The 14,006-nt window shown below is 71.5% G+C and carries 13 protein-coding genes; 6 read left to right on the top strand and 7 right to left on the bottom strand.

The genetic code is table 11. The features are described 5' to 3' along the window. The first annotated feature begins 21 nt into the window (after positions 1-21). From OG206_RS25925 to OG206_RS25905, 5 genes are all read left to right on the top strand, one after another. Entirely contained in the window at positions 22-1,086 is a 1,065-nt protein-coding gene (locus tag OG206_RS25925; protein WP_327120139.1) for a DUF3533 domain-containing protein, read from the top strand. Positions 1,087-1,237: 151 nt separating this feature from the next. Then, positions 1,238-2,641 carry a hypothetical protein gene (locus tag OG206_RS25920; RefSeq protein ID WP_327120137.1) on the top strand — a complete coding sequence of 468 codons (1,404 nt, stop codon included), beginning with the start codon at positions 1,238-1,240 and terminating at the stop codon, positions 2,639-2,641. A 96-nt stretch (positions 2,642-2,737) separates the two neighbouring features. Next, on the top strand, positions 2,738-4,018 hold the full coding sequence (locus tag OG206_RS25915) for an AAA family ATPase (protein WP_327120135.1): 1,281 nt from the start codon (positions 2,738-2,740) through the stop codon (positions 4,016-4,018). Further along, entirely contained in the window at positions 4,015-5,253 is a 1,239-nt protein-coding gene (locus tag OG206_RS25910; protein WP_327120133.1) for a vWA domain-containing protein, read from the top strand. Before OG206_RS25915 ends, OG206_RS25910 begins: the two co-directional genes overlap by 4 nt. A 155-nt stretch (positions 5,254-5,408) precedes the next feature. Then, complete coding sequence (locus OG206_RS25905; RefSeq protein WP_327120132.1) at positions 5,409-5,906, top strand: phospholipase; 498 nt, start codon at positions 5,409-5,411, stop codon at positions 5,904-5,906. Between the two features lie 36 nt (positions 5,907-5,942). Here OG206_RS25905 and OG206_RS25900 read toward each other — a convergent pair whose 3' ends face one another. The 3 genes from OG206_RS25900 to OG206_RS25890 form a co-directional block, all read right to left on the bottom strand. After that, complete coding sequence (locus OG206_RS25900; RefSeq protein ID WP_327120130.1) at positions 5,943-6,203, bottom strand: hypothetical protein; 261 nt, start codon at positions 6,201-6,203, stop codon at positions 5,943-5,945. Positions 6,204-6,332: 129 nt separating this feature from the next. Then, positions 6,333-7,418 (bottom strand): S1 family peptidase, encoded by a 1,086-nt coding sequence (locus OG206_RS25895; protein WP_442805899.1) that lies wholly within the window; start codon positions 7,416-7,418, stop codon positions 6,333-6,335. 495 nt (positions 7,419-7,913) lie between these two features. Then, the gene (locus tag OG206_RS25890; protein ID WP_327120126.1) at positions 7,914-8,627 is read right to left on the bottom strand and encodes a hypothetical protein; all 714 of its coding nucleotides are present in this window, start codon (positions 8,625-8,627) and stop codon (positions 7,914-7,916) included. Positions 8,628-8,877: 250 nt separating this feature from the next. On the opposite strand from OG206_RS25890, the gene OG206_RS25885 reads away from it, so the two are divergent. Continuing rightward, the gene (locus OG206_RS25885) at positions 8,878-9,390 is read left to right on the top strand and encodes a DUF4231 domain-containing protein (RefSeq protein ID WP_327120124.1); all 513 of its coding nucleotides are present in this window, start codon (positions 8,878-8,880) and stop codon (positions 9,388-9,390) included. 152 nt (positions 9,391-9,542) lie between these two features. Here the strand turns inward: OG206_RS25885 and OG206_RS25880 are convergent, their stop codons facing one another. The 4 genes from OG206_RS25880 to OG206_RS25865 form a co-directional block, all read right to left on the bottom strand. Then, positions 9,543-10,442 carry a S1 family peptidase gene (locus OG206_RS25880; protein ID WP_327120122.1) on the bottom strand — a complete coding sequence of 300 codons (900 nt, stop codon included), beginning with the start codon at positions 10,440-10,442 and terminating at the stop codon, positions 9,543-9,545. A 323-nt stretch (positions 10,443-10,765) separates the two neighbouring features. After that, a complete protein-coding gene (locus OG206_RS25875) occupies positions 10,766-11,572 on the bottom strand; it encodes a DUF1684 domain-containing protein (protein ID WP_327120120.1) in 807 nt (268 codons plus the stop codon). Positions 11,573-11,576: 4 nt separating this feature from the next. Continuing rightward, entirely contained in the window at positions 11,577-12,866 is a 1,290-nt protein-coding gene (locus tag OG206_RS25870) for an NtaA/DmoA family FMN-dependent monooxygenase (RefSeq protein ID WP_442805898.1), read from the bottom strand. Further along, positions 12,863-13,939 (bottom strand): LLM class flavin-dependent oxidoreductase, encoded by a 1,077-nt coding sequence (locus OG206_RS25865; RefSeq protein ID WP_327120118.1) that lies wholly within the window; start codon positions 13,937-13,939, stop codon positions 12,863-12,865. The genes OG206_RS25870 and OG206_RS25865 overlap by 4 nt, the downstream gene beginning before the upstream one ends. Between the last annotated feature and the right edge of the window lie 67 nt (positions 13,940-14,006).

Below are 14,006 nucleotides of genomic sequence, written 5' to 3'. Positions count from 1 at the left end.
GACTGGCCGGACCGTGGGGGCATGAATTTCGCTGACGAGGTGAAGAGCGCCGTCACCGCACGGGCCGCGCTGCTGGTCATCGGCGTACTGGGACTGCAGCTGCTGTTCATCGCCTCCTACGTCGGCGCGCTGCACCGGCCCGACCCGACGGACGTCCCCTTCGGGGTCGTCGCCCCCCAGCAGGTGTCCGGGCAGCTCGTCACCCAGCTGGACGGCCTGCCGGGCGACCCGCTGGACCCTCGGGCGGTGTCCGACGCCACCGAGGCGCGCCGGCAGATCCAGAACCGCGACATCGACGGCGCCCTGATCGTCAGCCCCACCGGGTCGGCCGACACCGTGCTCGTCGCCTCCGGCGGCGGCACCGTCCTGGCGAGCTCGCTGGACACGATCATCAGGCAGGCGGAAGGACCCCGGCAGCGCATGGTGAGGACCGTGGACGTGGCCCCGGCCTCCCCCGACGACTTCGACGGGCTCTCGTCGTTCTACCTGGTCGTGGGCTGGTGCGTCGGCGGTTACCTCTGCGCCTCCATCCTCGCGATCAGCGCGGGCACCAAGCCCGCCAACCGGCAGCGCGCGGTGATCCGCACCGCGGTCATGGCGCTGTACGCGATCGCGGGCGGGATCGGCGGCGCGGTCATCATCGGCCCGATCCTCGGCGCGCTCCCGGGCAGTGTGTGGGCCCTGGCCGGGCTGGGGGCCCTGGTCGTCTTCTCGGTCGGCATGATCACACTCGCCCTGGAGGCCCTCACCGGCATCGTCGGCATCGGCCTGGCCGTCCTGATCATCGTGATCGCGGGCAACCCGAGCGCGGGCGGCGCCTTCCCGCTGCCGATGCTGCCGGACTTCTGGCGGTCGATCGGCCCCGCCCTGCCGCCCGGGGCGGGGACCTGGACGGCCCGCTCGATCGCGTACTTCAAGGGCAACGCGGTCACCGGCCCCCTGCTGGTGCTCTCGGCCTGGGCGGTCGCCGGCACGGTGCTCACCCTGCTGCTGTCGATGCGCCGGCGCGACGGCGACGGAACACGGCAGGCGGCGGTCCCCGGAGGACCGGCGGCCTCCCCCGGGAACGGCTCGAGCCTCGCCTGAGGCCCGGCGTCTCCTCCACGAGGCTCGCGTCCCGGCCGGAGCGACGCGGAGAAACCTCTGGCCGTGGTCATCGCGGAGCGCTACGCTCCTCCGCGATGACCACATACTCCGTGAACAGAATGGGGGACCCGTCCGCGCAAGGTGAGTGCTGATGCTCACTCGGATCGCGAACAGGGACACCCTCCCGTCCTTCTGGCCGCGCGTACGCGAATTCGCCGTACCGGCCTCCATGATCGAGACCGCGACCGCCCGGCGTCGTGCCGGGGACTGGGCAGGAGCCTGCGCCGCGGCGGGCGTCGATGTCGATGTCGCCCCACGGTCCGTGGCGCGGACCCACGGCCGTGAACTGGCGTCCCTCCTCCGGGACGACCTGCGCCACCTGGCTCCCGACCTGCTGCGCTGGCACATGCCGAGGATCGCTCCCGACGGACTGCTGCGCCCGGGCCTGACGGTCGCCCTGGCCCGCTACGACGAGGCGGGACGGGACGGCGTACGCACAGTGCACCTCGTGGCCCGGACTCCTCCGGCCTGGGCGGACGCGGGCCAGCGGATCAGCCTCGCCCTGTGGGACGGTTCCCGGCGGGCGGATGCCTCGGCCCGCCGTCATCCGCATCCCCACCCCGACCGGCGGTTCCGCCTCGACCTGCACCGGCACCTGTGGGACGTCCGCAGGACCGCCGAGCTGCGTACGCGCTCCGGGGCCGACCTGCCGCCCGCGGCGGACCCGCCCTCGGCGGAACAGGATTCCCCGGACACCGCTGCCCAGCAGGGCACTTGGGCCGTGGGCCGCTGGGCGGCGGAGGCCCGGATCCTGCTGCACGCGGAAGGACGGGCCTCCGGCACCGTGGCCGTACGGCTCGGGGCGCGGCACCGCCTGCTCCTGGAGCAGGCCGGGGACCACGATGCGGGGCCTTCCGCCCTGCGGATCACGACGGCATCCGCGAGCCGTGACATCTCCGGGCTGCCGCTCCTGCCCGACGCGGCGACCTGGATCCTGCCCGACCTCGAACTCATCCGCACGGGTGCGCTGGAGGCCGGCCGGCTGCACCCGCTGGTCGCCTCCGCCCTGGCGCCGGATCATCCGCGAGCCGTCCCGTCGGACGATCCCGTCGGGTCCGGGCAGCCGCACCTCGTGGACTGCCGGGGAGCCCGGCACAGGATCGGCCTCGTCGACGGGGTGCTGGTCCCGCTGGACCACGACGCGGACGAGATCCGCCGGGAGGAACTGCTGGTCGCGCTGACCGGTACCCCGCTCCCCTGCCTCCGGGCCATCGATGCGGCACACCGGCGTCCTGACTGTCTCACCGGCGTCCGGGAGCGTCTGGACCACGGCGACACCGCAGGCGCTCTTGCCGTCGTCGAGGGCATGCTCGGACCCGGGGCGCTGCTGCGCGACGGCTCCCTGCGCGACGAGTTGGAGGCGGCGGCGCTGCGACGGATCACCTACGGCCTGTTCCGCGCGGACATGACCGGACATGGGCCCGGCAGCTACCGCCCCGACCACCGGCACACCCGCTCCCGCCCCTCGCGGAAGCGCCGCAGCACCGTCCGCTGACCCTCGCTCCCTGCGCACCGGGATCCGGAGCCGCGCCCCGGCTCCCCGCTCTCCTCTGCCTCCTCCACCTCCTCACGAACCCACAGGTGATCAGACATGCCCACGTGCACCCCGTTCCTCACGACCGCGGACCTCTCCGGCGGGCCCCACGCCCCACGGCCCGACCTCGCCGCGGACCAGCTCGAAGTCGCGGGTGCGCTCACGGCGCTGCTCCGCGACACCACCACCGAACCGCGCCCCGACATGCAGTTGGAGGCCCTGACACTGTCCGTCGCGGCCGACCTGCCGGTGCTCCTGTGGGGCGAGCCGGGGATCGGCAAGACGGCGGCCCTGACGCAGCTGGCCGGGTCCCTCGACCTGCCGCTGACGACCGTGATCGCCAGCGTGCACGAGCCGTCCGACTTCTCGGGGCTGCCCGTCATCGGGGACGATCCGGCGGAACAGGGCGTCCCGATGGCTCCACCGGACTGGGCGGTCCGCCTGGTACGGGCCGGCCGGGGGCTGCTCTTCCTGGACGAACTCTCCACCGCGCCGCCGGCTGTACAGGCCGCGCTGCTCCGCCTCGTACTGGAGCGGCGTATCGGTGCGCTCCAGCTGCCGCCCGGAGTGAGGATCGTGGCAGCCGCGAACCCCCGGTCGTCTGCGGCCGACGGCTGGGAGCTGAGTCCGCCGCTGGCCAACCGTTTCGTCCACCTCCAGTGGGTCCACGACCAAGAGGTCGTGGTACGCGGCCTCGGCGGCATCTGGCCTCGGGCGACACTGCCACGGCTCGCCCCGGAGAGGCTGCCCGAAGCGGTGGACTTCGCCCGCCGCGCGGTGTGCGGTCTCCTCTCCGCCCGCCCCGAGCTCGTGCACCGCCTGCCGTCCAACGAAGCTCGCCGGGGCGGTGCGTGGCCGTCACCGAGGAGCTGGGAGATGGCCCTGCACCTGATCGCCTTCGCGACGGCGGCCGGCTCCTCGCGGGACGTGCTCTCGTTGCTCGTCAGGGGCTCCGTGGGAGACGGGCCGGGGCTGGAGCTGCTGGCGAGCCTGGACCGGATGGACCTGCCGGACCCGGAGGTGCTGCTCGCCGATCCGGCGGCGGCGGTCCTGCCCGACCGGGGAGATCTGCGTCAGGCCGTGCTCGACGGGGTGGTCGCGGCGATCCGTGCCAGGCCGGACAAGTCACGCTGGGACGCGGCATGGGCGCTGCTGGTCCGGGCGCTGGAGACCGGTGCTCCCGATCTGGTCGTCGTGCCCGCGACCGTACTCGCCTCCCTGCGCCAGGAGGACTGGGACGTGCCCGCCTCGATAGAACGGCTGGCCGGAGTGGTGTCCCTGTCCCGGCGGGCCGACGAGGCGGCGGCCCGGGTCGCGGCGGTGAAGGCCGGCCGATGAGCGCGGACGCCCCGGGGGCTCTGGACCTCGACAAGCTGTTCGCCGCCCGTCTGCAGGCGGTCCGGGCCCGCCCCTACCTGGCGACGGCCCTGTTCGCCCTGCACACGGTCGAGTCCCGGCAGGTCCCCACGATGGCGGTGGACCGGCACTGGCGGTGCTACGTCTCCCCGGGCTTCGTGGCGCGGACCCCGGTGGAGGAACTCGCCGGCATCTGGGTGCACGAGGTGTCGCATCTGCTGCGTGACCACCACGGCCGCAGTGACCGGGTCGCGCGGCAACGCGGACTGGCCGGTCCGGGAGAGCGGCTGCGGATGAACATCGCCGCGGACTGCGAGATCAACGACGACGTGTTCGGCGAAGGGCTGGTCCAGCCGGAGGGCGCCGTCATGCCGGAGTCCCTGCACCTCGCCCCGGGAGAGCTCATGGAGGACTACCTGCGCCAGTTCAGGCTCGGTCCCCGTACGCGGGAATTCACCTGGCTGGACTGTGGCAGCGGAGCGGACGGGCTGGAGCGGGAGTGGGACCTGGGCCCGGACGGCGCGCACGCCCTGAGCGCACAGGAGCAGGACGCGGTCCGCTTCCGGGTGGCCCAGGGCATCACGGGCCGCCCGGGGAACGCGTCGAGGGGCTGGCAGCGATGGGCCGAGGAGGCGTTCCATCCGCCCCAGGCGTGGCGGGATCTGCTGGGCTCGGCGGTCCGTTCGGCCGCCTCCGCGGCCGGTGGGGGCGAGGACTACACGTACGGCCGCCCGTCGCGGCGCTCGGCCGGGGTGCCGGGCGCCGTCCTTCCCAGTCTCCGGCGCAGGCCACCACGGGTCACCGTGGTCATCGACACGTCCGGCTCGGTCAGTGACGCCGAACTGGGCAGCGCGCTCCTGGAGGTCGCGGCGATCTCCCGCGCGGTGGGCGGGCGTCGCGATCTGGTGAGCGTCCTCTCGTGCGACGCCGCCGCCGGGGTCGTGCACCCGCTGTGCCGCGCCGAGGGCATTCCGCTGGTGGGCGGCGGGGGTACGGACCTGCGCGCGGGTTTCGCGCGGGCGCTCCGGTCCCGTCCCGGTCCGGACGTCGTCGTGGTCCTGACGGACGGCCAGACACGCTGGCCGTCCGTGAAACCGGCGTGCCGGACGGTGGTGGGCCTGTTCCCCCGGGTACGTCGCTCGTCGTGGGACGAGGACGATCCCGACTACGTCCCGAGGTCACCACCGGAGTGGGCGCGGACGGTGGTCATCGGGTAGGCCCCGCGATCACGGGCCGGTCATCCGAAGGCAACAGGATGTTCCTCCTACGCAGGCTATGCACGGCAGGTTCATGGCGTCATTCTGGAGCGGCCTCGTGAGACCCACGAGGAGCACGGCTGCCTCGACCCCCTTTCATCCCACGGAGGTTGTACATGCGTCGCCGCTTCGCCGCCCCCCTCACCGCCGTCGCCCTGTCGCTCCCGCTCGCCCTGATCCCCGCCGCATCCGCCTCGGCCGCCCCGTCGGACAAACCGCAGGTCCTCAGCTCCTGGACCCAGACGAGCGCCTCCAGCTACAACGCCTGGAACTCCGCCCGCAACAACCAGGGCGCCTGGTCGGCGTACGGCTTCGACTGGTCGACGGACTACTGCAGCACCTCCCCCGACAACCCGTTCGGCTTCCCCTTCCAGACGGCCTGCGCCCGCCACGACTTCGGCTACCGGAACTACAAGGCCGCGGGCAGCTTCTCCGCCAACAAGTCGCGCATCGACTCCGCGTTCTACTCGGACCTCAAGAGAGTGTGCGCCGCCTACACCGGCGCGACGCTGACCGCGTGCAACAGCACGGCGTGGACCTACTACCACGCCGTGGACATCTTCGGAGTCGCACCGGCCGGGGCAGCCCCCGCGGGACTGCCCCGGGCCGCCTGACGGCCGCCGGCCCCTGCCCGACGTACCCACCGCAGCTCACCGTGTGAACCAGGGGTTCCAGACCCCTGGTTCGTACGAGTCATCGCTGAACGGTGCCCGGGGCGATCTCTCACGGGCGGTGAGCTGAACTCGATCGGAGACGGGCTGGTGCAGGCCGGCCACGGTGGCGAACAGGTCGTCACAGGCGGGATCGTCCAGTGTGCGGGAGCCGGTTCGTCCGTGGACCATCGCGCCGACAGTCATGCCCGGCTGGAGGACATCGGCCAGGGCCCGTGCCGCCCGGCCCTGGATCACCACCGGGCGACGCCGCCTCCGGGCAGCAGTCCCCGGCACTCACCGAAGCGGGTGGCGCCGCGTCGACGCCCGACCCGACGGCCCGTCCGTCTCGTTCGAGGCGGACGGGCCGTCGGGATGTCCGGACCGATATCAGCCGATCTCGGCGCCGAACGCCGCCAGCGCCTCGGGCACCGGCTGGAAGAACGTCTCGCCGCCGGCGGAGCAGTCGCCGCTGCCGCCCGAGGTGAGGCCGATCGCGGTGTCGCCTGCGAACAGCGAGCCGCCGCTGTCACCCGGCTCGGCGCAGACCGTCGTCTGGATGAGGCCGTTGACGATGTCGCCGTTGCCGTAGTTGACCGTGGCGTCCAGGGCGGTGACCTCACCGTCGTGGACCTGGGTCGTGGAGCCGCTGCGGGTCACCGTCATGCCGACGGTCGCGTCGCCCGCCTTGGTGATCGCCTGGGTGGAGCCGTTGTAGAGGTCCACCTCGCTCGGGTGCGCCGTGTCCGACGTGTACTTGACGAGGCCGTAGTCGTTGTCCGGGAAGCTGGACCCCTCGTTGGCGCCGATCTCCCCGCCGCCCTGCGAGTCCGACCAGCTGGTGATCGACTCGGTGCAGTGCCCGGCCGTCAGGAAGTACGGTTCGCCGCCCTTGACCACGTTGAAGCCCAGGGAGCAGCGCCCGCCGTTGCCCCAGATCGCGTCGCCTCCGGCGATGAGCGGCTTGAACTCCCCGGCCGACTTGGTGAGCTCCGCCTTGGCGCCGAGCCCCTTGACGACCGTGCTGAGCTTGTCCCAGGCCGCGCCGTCCACCGTGCGGTCGGCGGTGACGACCACCTTGTTGCTGACCGGGTCGACGGCCCAGGAGGTGCCCGGGATGGCCGCCTTGGCCGAGAGGGTCCGGCGGGCGTTCGTCAGCTCGGCAAGCGTGTTCTGGACGAGTCTGGCCTTGCCGCCGGCCTGACGGACGTGCTCGGCCGCCGCCTCGTCGATGACGTTGACGACGAGGTTCTTGGTCTCGGCGTCGTAGTACGCGCCCGCCGCGTCACCGCCCAGGGCCTTGTCGAGGGTGGCGGCGAGACTTCCGGCCGAGTGGGCGTTGAGGGTCTTCGCGGTGAACTGGGGTACGTCGTCGCTGGCGTTCGCAGTCTGGAACGTCACTCCTGCCGCGACCAGGGCGAGAACGGCCGATCCGGCCATCGTCGCGCGCTTCCTGGATATGCGTCGGTGCTTCAACTTCGACCTCCTGTGGGGCCGTGTGCGGGCAAGTGGGGTGCCCGGAACACGGAGGATGGGGCGCCCACTATTCCGATGCCGCCGATAGCACACAAGGTCGACTTCCGGACGCGCACACGACGACGACCGTTCGCCCCCGGCTTGTTCACAACCCGGACTCCGCACCACGTCGGTTCCGTTCGCGAACACCCGGTGCGACCGGAGACCGGCAACGGGTGAGGACTAGTCCTGTCCTGTAATCGCACCCGGAGTCCGGATGCCGCGGAGGGCATTCCTGAAGCCGAACACCACCCGACGCTCCACGGAAGCCCCGAACACCACCGGTTCACCTCGACGGGGATTGCCGATGTGGCGGCAGACGGGCCATCACCGAGCAGCCGGCAAAAAGGCGCATTTGAAGCGCGGCCATAGTGGGGTGACCGAGAGGAGGAGCAGCCTGCGATCAATGACCTGCTCTGCCACACCGTGATCCAGGAGACGGCGCCGGACGAGACATCAGTCGATGGGCGCGTTGATCGTGGCCCTCGCGCCCCGCATGCAATCGATGACTCTCTCGTGGCTGTCGCCGACGACATCGGTGACCCGCACTCGCATGTACAGTGCCTCGACCCCTTGCACAAAGCGCTTCGAGAAGGCTCCGACCAGCACCGTCTCGTGGCTGGCGGTGCCGACCAGGGGAAACCCCCGACTGAAGGACATAAGCTGGAAATCCTCCGCGACGGTGTACCCGGCCGCTGTCAGATCTGCGGCCACTTCGGTCACGTCGACCCATGACGCATCGTCGCGCTCACAGTCGGCCAACACCACGCGGCAGTCCCAGGCTTCGATGACCGCTACGTGCTGTCCGCCGTTGAGTACGCCCACTCGCCATGCCGGAGCATTCCCCTTGAGGTTCCCACCCCTTGTCCAGGTGCCCTGCCAACCGAGGAACGGCCGTACCGCGCGGGCGTACTGAGCCCTGGCCAGAACCGCGCCTGCGGCGACGGCCAACAGGCTCCCCAGCGCCTCGGTATCGAGCAGTTGCAGACGCCAGGGCCACTCCATCCGCGCCCCCGCCGTCATATTGCCCCGGAGCGTCTCCCAGATCAGGATGAGGACCAAGAGGCCCAGCAGTACCAGCGGTGCGGTGAACAGAAGCGGGCTCCGCCGGACCCTGCGCTGAGAAGTATCGGTCAATGGCGTGAAGTTGTTCCGTACTTGTCCACTCATGTTGCCCTCCCCCGAGGTGAGGCCCACAGGACGGCCTCTCACATAACGTACCCGCAAAGTATCCTGGTTGGTCAGTTTCCTCATACAATGCAGGGCTCTCCCGCGCTCCACGGGGCCGCCTGCATGCCTGTGGCGCACGGACTCCAGGCTGCGGGGTTGACCGGATCGTTCCACCCCCGATGTACTCACAACCATGCCGAGTACGGATGCTGGCGGGTCGACCACCTCACACCCTTTCCCTTCCCAGCCTGTGACCACAGCACAGGACTACCTGGAGCGCAGGCTCGCTCAATATCAAGCCTGGTACGACAGGAAGGCGGTGAAGACCAAAGCGATGCACCTGCGGATGCGGACCATGTCCGTCGTGGGAGGAGCTCTGGTTCCCGTCCTCGTCAATCTTGACCTGCCGTTCTCAAAACTCACTGCCACGGTGCTGAGCTTGGTCGTGGTCGGCTCCGTTTCGTTGGAGAGCGTGTACCGCTACCGCGAACAGTGGAAGAACTACAGATCCACCGAACAGCTTCTCGGCCACGAGCGGATCTATTTCCAGACGAGGGTGGGCCCTTACGCCGGGCAGTCGGAGAGCGAGTGCTTCACCACTTTGGTCGCTCGGGTGGAGAGCGCTATAGCCAGTGAGAACTCGGCAACTCTCAATGTGATGACTCTGGGCGGACAGGTGAACGCCGATGTGCAGACGCCTCAGGCCGCCCCCGCCACTCGCCAGGAGATCCGGCCGAGACCCACCGGCCCGGATCCTCGGTGACCGCCACGGCATGTGAAGACGCCGGCAATGGAGCCCGGGCAATCTCTCGGACGCCTGTGCATGCTCTTGGGGTCTGCAGGCGGACCGACGTCGGCCCCCAGTGCCGCAGCGAGCTGCCTGAGGGCCGACGATGGCGACGGTGCCCGGACGGGTCAGAACACGCTCACCCCGTACGCGCTCAGCGCCTCGGTGACGGGCTGGAAGAAGGTCGTGCCCCCGGAGGAGCAGTTCCCGCTGCCGCCCGAGGTCAGACCGATCGCCCGGGTGCCCGAGTAGAGGGGGCCGCCGGAGTCGCCGGGTTCGGCGCAGACGTTGGTGCGGATCATGCCGTAGACGATGTCGCCGCCGCCGTAGTTGACGGTGGCGTTGAGGCCGGTGACGGTGCCGCTGTGGATACCGGTGGTCGAGCCCCGACGGGTGACGGACATCCCCACGGTGGCGTTGGCCGCGCTGGTGATGTCCTGGCTGCCCACGGTGCCGGACGTGGTGACGGAGGTGTTGGTGTAGCGCACGATGCCGTAGTCGTTGGTGGGGAAGCTGGAGCCGGTGGTGGTGCCGAGGACCGTGGTGTGGGCCGAGTCGGACCACCAGGTGCCCGCTCCGTCGGTGCAGTGACCTGCGGTCAGGAAGTAGTAGGTGCTGCCGCTGCGGACGTTGAACCCGAGGGAGCAGCGCCAGCTGGAGGCGTAGATGGCGTCTCCGCCCGAGATCAGCTTGCTGAGCTTCCCGGGTGTGCGTTCGATGCGGAGGGCACCCGCGTCGGCTCCCGCGGATCTCTTGATCTTCGCGATGTCCGCCGGGGTGACGGTGCTGTCCGCCGTGACGACGACGCGGCCGGTGGCCTGGTCGGTGTTCCAGGCGGTGCCGGCGACGTCGGCCTCGAGCACGGCGGCTCCGGCCGCGGCGAGCCGGGCGGCGCTGTAGGTTCCGGACTGGTCGGCGTCGGCCGCGGGGACCGTGAAGGCGGCTACCGCCACGAGACCGGCGGTGACGGCCGTGATCCGGCCGCGTCCCACCGTGCTGCCACTGCGGGTGGTGATGCGCTTGGTCATCCTCACGTGTCGTTCCTCCCGAGGGGAGTCGGGGGCCCGTCTGTGGGGTGGCCGGGCCCGTGAGGCGCGGTCAGGGGCGCGGTCGAGGGCACCGGAGGGCGTCCGGGTTCCGGTTGCCGCGCAGTCCTGACGAACGCTGATCGGGAGTATCGGGGGACGCCGGCGCGCCGCACAAGGGCACGTTTCGGCCGCTCGGAGCGGCAGCACGGACAGCCCCGGCACCCCCGTGACCGAAGGGGCGGCCGGGGCTACCGAGGCCGGGAAGTCGGCCGGGGCGGAGGGGACGGAAGTGACCGGCCCCGGTACGGCACCGCTGTGACGGATCAGCCGTCGATACGGTTCCGCTCCCCCGCCGGCACGGCCACGGTGAGCGTGTTGCCGGGCGGCGGGAGGGGGCAGATGAAGTGGTCCGCGAAGGCGCACGGCGGCAGCAGTGCGCGGTTGAAGTCGACCCGTACCCTGCCGTCCTCGCCCGGTGCCTCGGGCCGCAGGAAGCGGAAGCGGTAACTGCTCGTGCCGCTGGTGGTGTCGGCGAAGACGGCCCAGAGGGAGCCGTCCGGTTCGACCGCCACCTGGAGGGTGTGCTCGGTTCCGTCCACGGTGAAGGCGATCTCGCCCGAGAGGCCCAGCCCCCGCTCGCGCCCGTCGGCGTTCCCGACCCGGATGTTCTTCTCGGTGGCGTAAGGGCGGAAGGTGCCGTCCAGTGACCAACCTGGGTCGTACGGGGTGGCGTCGATGGTCCGGAAGGCGTGCCTGGCCGGCGAGAGCGGGTCGAAATCCCGGACCGCCCAGAGCCCTTCGCGGCGCAGCACGACAAGTCGGCGCTCTCCCTGCGCCACCCTCGACGTGTCGATGGCGCCGCGGTCGGCGTCCAGGCGGACCTCACCGGTGAACGGTTTCCCGTCGACGGTCAGCGTGTCCTGGGGGCCGGCGGTGAGCACCACCTCGTCACCGTCCTCGAGCCACTGGCCGGGAACGGCCGGAATGTGACCCTCCGGATGATCGGCGAGCCAGTGGGTGCCGGTGAGGGCGAGCGGGCCGTGCGGCGCGGCAACCGCGACGATGCGGCCCTCGTGCCAGCGCTGCCAGGCGTGGAACTCCTCGCTGTCCTGCTGTGCGTCCGTGCTCATGCGGTCAACCTTTCCATACCGGCTCGGCCAGGCCGAGGTGCGACCTCAGCGTGGAGCCGACGTACTCGGAGCGGAAGGCTCCGCGTTCCTGGAGGAGCGGGACGACCTGGTCGACGAAGCCGTCGAGGCCTCCCGGGGTGAGATGCGGTACGAGGATGAAGCCGTCGGCCGCGTCGGCGGCGACGAACCTCGTCAGCTCGGCGGCGACCGTCTCCGGTGAGCCGATGAAGGACTGCCGGGCCGTGGACTCGATGACCGTCCGGCGGATCGAGAGGTCCTTGGACTCCGAGAGCGCACGCCACTTCGCTGCCACCGCGAGGGGGTCGGCGACCCGCACCCTGCCCTGGACCAGGCTCGATCCGGGGTCCGGGTCGACGGCGGGGAGGGGGCCGTCGGGGTCGTACGACGAGAGGTCGCGGCCCCAGACCTGTTCGAGGGCGAGGATGGCGTTCTGCGGCGAGACCTGTTGGGTGCGGATCTCCGCGGCGTTGTGCTGGGCCTCCGCGTCGGTGTCGCCGAGCACAACGGTGACACCGGGCATGATCTTCAGGTCGTCGGGCTGCCTGCCGTACTTCGCCAGGCGTCCCTTGACGTCGGCGTAGAAGGCCCGGCCGGCCTCCAGGGTGCCGTGCCGGGTGAAGATGACGTCGGCGGTGGAGGCGGCGAACTCCCGGCCTTCGCCGGAGTCCCCCGCCTGGATGACGACCGGGTGCCCCTGCGGTGAGCGGGGGACGGTGAACTCCCCGGCGATGTCGAACTGCGGCCCGGAGTGGGCGAACGGCCGGGAGGTGCCCTCCGGCGTCCAGGAGTCCCACAACTCCCGTGCGGTCGCCACGAACTCGGCGGCGCGGGAGTACCGGTCGGCACGGTCGAGGTAGCCGCCCCGGCGGAAGTTCTCGCCGGTGAAGGCGTCGGAGGAGGTCACCACGTTCCACGCGGCGCGGCCGGCGCTGAGGTGGTCGAGCGTGGCCAGGCGGCGGGCCAGTTCGTAGGGTTCGTTGAAGGTGGCGTTGACCGTGGCGGCGAGCCCCAGCCGGTCCGTGACCGCGGCCAGCGCGCTCAGGACGGTGAGGGACTCGGGACGGCCCACCACGTCCAGGTCGTGGATCCGGCCGTTGTGCTCGCGCAGGCGGAGCCCTTCCGCGAGGAAGAAGAAGTCGAACCTGCCGCGCTCCGCCGTCCTGGCCAGGTGTTCGAAGGAGCTGAAGTCGATCTGGCTGCGGGAGCGGGGGTCGGCCCAGACGGTGGTGCTGTTGACGCCCGGGAAGTGGGCGGCGAGGTGCATCTGCTTCATGAGTGCGGCTCCGAGGTACTCGCGGCCGCGAAGCGGCCGGCCGGGCGGGCCAGGCGGAGGTGCTCGCGGAGAGTGCCGCCCGGGTAGAAGGTGCGGAACAGGCTGCGGTGCTGGAGCAGGGCGACGGTCCCGTTGACGATCCGCTCCAGATCGCGCTCCGGGGCGATCGGTGTGAGGTGGAAACCGTCCACGGCCCCGGCCCGGTGCCACCGGGTGATGAGTTCGGCGAGGTCGACCGGCCCGCCCCGGAAGTAGGTCCCCCGCCCGGCCAGTTGCGGACCGCTCTCCCATCCGGGTTCGGGGGCTGTCTCCGCGTCCCCGAGGTCGACGGTGAGAGCGACCAGGACCCGCAGGGTGCCGGGGGCGCGCCCATGGGCGGTGGCTCTGCGACGCAGGTCACCGGCGAGCGCCCCGGCCTGTTCGGGCGAGGTCGCGCGCATGTGTACGACGTCGGCGTGCCGGGCGGCGGACTCCCTCGCCGCGCCGCTCGTGCCGTCGATGACGGTCACCGGGCGTCCCTGCGGTGGCCGGGGCACGACGGCCGGTCCCCGGACGGAGAAGGTGCTGCCCTCGAAGTCGACGTAGTGCAGCTTGTCGCGGTCGACGAAGCGGCCGGTGGCGACGTCGCGGATCTCCGCGTCGTCCTCCCAGCTGTCCCACAGCCGGGCCGCGACGTCGGCCACCTCGCCCGCCTCCTGCCACAGCGCGGCGGCGGGTGCGGCGGGCCGACGGCCGAACAGCCGCGCCTCGGCCTCGGTCGTGGACACATCGGCCTGCCAGCCCGCCCGGCCCTTGCTGACCCAGTCGAGGGTGGCGACGGCGGACGAGACGTGGAAGGGCTCGGTGTGCGTGGTGGTGACGGTCGGCACGAGGCCGATCCGGGTGGTGGCCGGGGCGACGCGTGCCAGCACGGCGAGTGCGTCGGGACCCGGGCGGGCGAGGGAGTCGTCGAGGGTGACGTAGTCGAGGGTGCCCTGCTCGGCGAGGCGGGCGAGCGCGACGTGGCTGTCGGCGTCGTAGCGAGGTGGGCCGCCGATCTCGGCGGCGAGGTGGAGTGGCCTGGTGGCGGGCATGCGGACCTCTCGGAATCGGGTCGCGGTCAGGGGGAGGCCGGACCTCTCGGAATCGGGTCCCGGTCAG

Source organism: Streptomyces sp. NBC_01341 (assembly GCF_035946055.1).
Lineage (GTDB): Bacteria > Actinomycetota > Actinomycetes > Streptomycetales > Streptomycetaceae > Streptomyces.
The sequence above is the reverse complement of the archived record's forward strand: the minus strand, read 5'-3'. Positions and strand labels throughout refer to the sequence as shown.

Coding starts and splice junctions, on each gene's coding strand:
- OG206_RS25865 (WP_327120118.1), bottom strand. CDS start 13,939: ATGCCCGCCACCAGGCCACTCCACCTCGCCGCCGAGATCGGCGGCCCA.
- OG206_RS25890 (WP_327120126.1), bottom strand. CDS start 8,627: ATGAGTGGACAAGTACGGAACAACTTCACGCCATTGACCGATACTTCT.
- OG206_RS25870 (WP_442805898.1), bottom strand. CDS start 12,866: ATGAAGCAGATGCACCTCGCCGCCCACTTCCCGGGCGTCAACAGCACC.
- OG206_RS25905 (WP_327120132.1), top strand. CDS start 5,409: ATGCGTCGCCGCTTCGCCGCCCCCCTCACCGCCGTCGCCCTGTCGCTC.
- OG206_RS25875 (WP_327120120.1), bottom strand. CDS start 11,572: ATGAGCACGGACGCACAGCAGGACAGCGAGGAGTTCCACGCCTGGCAG.
- OG206_RS25925 (WP_327120139.1), top strand. CDS start 22: ATGAATTTCGCTGACGAGGTGAAGAGCGCCGTCACCGCACGGGCCGCG.
- OG206_RS25880 (WP_327120122.1), bottom strand. CDS start 10,442: ATGACCAAGCGCATCACCACCCGCAGTGGCAGCACGGTGGGACGCGGC.
- OG206_RS25915 (WP_327120135.1), top strand. CDS start 2,738: ATGCCCACGTGCACCCCGTTCCTCACGACCGCGGACCTCTCCGGCGGG.
- OG206_RS25910 (WP_327120133.1), top strand. CDS start 4,015: ATGAGCGCGGACGCCCCGGGGGCTCTGGACCTCGACAAGCTGTTCGCC.
- OG206_RS25920 (WP_327120137.1), top strand. CDS start 1,238: ATGCTCACTCGGATCGCGAACAGGGACACCCTCCCGTCCTTCTGGCCG.